Source organism: Aurantimonas sp. A3-2-R12 (genome assembly GCF_036016755.1).
In the GTDB taxonomy this organism is placed as follows: Bacteria; Pseudomonadota; Alphaproteobacteria; order Rhizobiales; family Rhizobiaceae; genus Aurantimonas; species Aurantimonas coralicida_A.
The window spans coordinates 1-3123 of the sequence record NZ_JAYXIH010000099.1; the positions used below are offsets into that span (position 1 = coordinate 1).

Annotated in this window: 4 protein-coding genes; 2 read left to right on the forward strand and 2 right to left on the reverse strand. The window is 56.1% G+C overall.

The annotated features are described in order from the left end of the window. Positions 1 to 128 precede the first annotated feature (128 nt). Positions 129 to 344 (reverse strand): helix-turn-helix domain-containing protein, encoded by a 216-nt coding sequence (locus VSX60_RS22065; RefSeq protein ID WP_327626388.1) that lies wholly within the window; start codon positions 342 to 344, stop codon positions 129 to 131. Between the two features lie 163 nt (positions 345 to 507). Between VSX60_RS22065 and VSX60_RS22070 the strand changes: the two genes are divergently transcribed. Further along, a complete protein-coding gene (locus VSX60_RS22070) occupies positions 508 to 1218 on the forward strand; it encodes a hypothetical protein (protein ID WP_327626385.1) in 711 nt (236 codons plus the stop codon). A 235-nt stretch (positions 1219 to 1453) separates the two neighbouring features. On the opposite strand, the gene VSX60_RS22075 is transcribed toward VSX60_RS22070, so the two are convergent. Beyond that, entirely contained in the window at positions 1454 to 1675 is a 222-nt protein-coding gene (locus VSX60_RS22075) for a hypothetical protein (protein ID WP_327626386.1), read from the reverse strand. Between the two features lie 857 nt (positions 1676 to 2532). Here VSX60_RS22075 and VSX60_RS22080 point away from each other — a divergent pair. Next, positions 2533 to 3018 (forward strand): hypothetical protein, encoded by a 486-nt coding sequence (locus tag VSX60_RS22080; protein WP_327626387.1) that lies wholly within the window; start codon positions 2533 to 2535, stop codon positions 3016 to 3018. Positions 3019 to 3123: the final 105 nt, after the last annotated feature.

Sequence of the window (3123 nt, forward strand, 5' to 3'; positions counted from 1 at the left end):
CGCGCAGTCCTGACCTTGACCTCGCGCGACAATTAGGAAACCTTCGACCTCGACCGCAGGCGCTTATCGTAATTGACGCTGCCGCTCATCCCAATCGTCGCTCTATAGGCTATCCGGATCTGGAGAATTTAACGTCGTGCCAACCGTACGCCCGGTTGGTCGCCATTGGTGAATTCCACACCTTCCGCCTCCAGAACAGCGCGAATTCTGTTCTTTGTTTCAACGGACACGGTTGGAACACTTTGGCTTTCGCTCTCGCAGCGCTTGATCGTTGGAACAGACACGCCGGCTCGATCTGCAAGCTCGGTTTGTGAGAGACCAATTAACGCGCGGGCTGCCCGCATCTGTCCTGTCGTCACCAATACGTATTGATCCTTTTAGATCATTCCTGTATGATCCAAAGGTGTCAAAGACACCCTTGGACCTGAAATCCGAAGTGCGGCCAAGCACGGTGCAGGCACACCGTACTTAGCCTGACCACTCGCCAAGCTGTAAGGAGCTCGGATCATGGCTGATTCTGAGACTAGCACGAGTCTGTCTACCGTCACCCGTCGCATGCTGCTAGCCGGCACCACATTGATGGCAGCGGCATGGACGACCAATCCATTGAGGAGATCGCCAGCAAGGAACAGCGGCGAGCCGGATGTCGCATTGCCGCTCTGGCACGAATGGAGCGACGCTCACCTTCGCACTTATGAGGCTTGCTGCAGACAGCAGACCCTCGAGGCCCGTTTGGTCGAGACGATTGGCTTTCCTCGTGCAGAGGTCGATCTGCCTGATGAGGGCAGATCGATCTTCGTGCATACCCGTGATCAGATCGAAGAGACCTTCGGCGGCGATCCGGCGTTGGCAGCGACGCGGGCAATCGCGGAAGTTGAGCTCATGGCACACCAAGCTCGCTGGGAGGTCGCAGATGGCGAGTTGGGATACTCCGTCGCCAAAGAGGCCGAAGAGGCCGCAGCCTTCCACGAACAACAGCTGGTCGATGCGCTGATGAGTGCATCTGCCACATCACTTGCCGGCGTTGCGGGCAAGCTCGATGTCATCTTACGCGAGGGAGAAAGCTCTGCTGAATGTCCGGAGTTCCCCTGGCCCTTTCTCCGTTCGGCGCTTGTCGACCTCGTGCGCATCGCCCAAAAGGGTCAGCCAGATCAATTTGTGCCCGGCTCCGATCGCATTGCGTTGTTGTCGCGATCGTCAAACAAAAGCGGCAGTTGAGAATGAACTCACATGCTGCCAAAGCGTAGCGGCAAAAGACTGAAAAAAGCCCACGACATCCCGGCGCAGAACACGACCGTCGCGCAGTGTCCTGCGATCCCACACGTCCCGCGCCGCCTTCCAACGGCGGCGCGGGGTCGTCGCAAGCAGCAGGGAGCTGTGAATGTGGCTACAGACGCTCAAGGGCGAGCAGGACTTTGATCACTGCTCGCATTCCAACATCCATGCCGGCTAATTAACCTGCGAGCGTTGCGAACTCGTCTTCCGAGAGGTCGCCGCTCTCGTCAGCATCCGCGGCAGTGAAGGCATCTTCCGTCACATCCGGCATTGCGGCCTGCACCTCTTCCAAGGTGACCGTACCGCTCTGGTCGGCGTCAACGGTCGCAAAATCGACAGCCTGCGCAAAGGCAGGAGCGGCAAAGCCCAGAATGGCCAGTGTCGCGAGAATATTCTTCATTGGAATGGTCCTTCTTGTTGTCGTCCTGACGGGGCTTCACTCTGAAGACTGTTCATTGTCAGCCCCGCCCGAAATGACCATCAAACGAAAAAATGGTAGAATTTTGCAAGGATATTGTCTAATTTATGTCTTTATTTGGTAACTACAAATAAGAGTTTCCGCGCGTAAATCCAAATCAATTAGAATAATATTGCAATTCCTGTAGCATCAACATATAAATATAAATAATCATTACCAATGGGGATTTTATTTATCAGATCTTCAATATTTCGATGGCAATTCGTAATTACCCACGCCTTGCGATCGCCGACCTCGGTCGTCAGACACTGACGTTGTCAAATCGCGTCGAACCGTGCCCCCCCCCCCAAACATTTCGCTTTCAACGTTAGGTCTTCTCTATTTGGCGCACTGCCGTCGACGGTGATCGCGATCGAGGCGTGCGGCGCATCGCCCCATTGGCTTCAGCCAGCGAGAAGAAGGTCTGCCGCCGCAACCGGCCCCAATAAGCNGGCGCACTGCCGTCGACGGTGATCGCGATCGAGGCGTGCGGCGCATCGCCCCATTGGCTTCAGCCAGCGAGAAGAAGGTCTGCCGCCGCAACCGGCCCCAATAAGCAGCCACGTAGAAGTTTGCTACGGAGCTATCGTGTAGCGTAATTTGCACACCGCGAGGACGTAGATTTTCCAGGCTCCCCCGCCGTACCTATTTCTCCCCACCACCGAATTCATTACAATTCGACGCAAATCCCGTGGTAGTTGTTGAATTACCCTTAGGCTTATCTGTCTATTACCGACCTAACGAGCAGCGAAACAGGTGCGAATTTAGTTATCAATCAGGGGCATTAAACGGAGGATACCATGCTTCGGGATTGTATTTTGACGCGCAGCCATTTGAACGCGGTCCTAGAGATCCTTGGAGACGACGATAAATTCGCCCGCTGCCGCGAGTATGTGTCGATCGCGCATGCGGAGATCGAGAGGGTTCAGGCGGAGATCATCGCGACGGCGGCCTCGCGCCCCCGCTTTCTCCACAGGACTATGTCGGTCACGGTCGACAGATCGAACGAGCCACTGCCTATCCGGGCCGGAGATTCTAACTCCTGGGAAGACAGCTATGGTCAGCAACTCGCCGACGGCCGCTTGTCCTCCATGTTCCCTGCCGCAGCCGGGATGGAAGCCGATCTGCAGTCGCGCAGGAAGTACGATGTCAAAGCTGCCCGCATCACGAGCGTGATCGAGCAGTGTCAGCTTTCGATCGCCTACCAACCGATATACAAATTGGAAGATCGTCGCATCGCAGGTCTGGAATGTCTTTCACGGTTCCCCGCGGCGCCTGTGCGGTAACTGCTCAGGTGGCTGGCTTCAGATGGTCTGAGCGGCAGGTACGAAGAGCGTAGCGGCGATGTTGCGGATGGCGCCGAAGGCTGTCTGTCCTGCGATTCGGGCTGT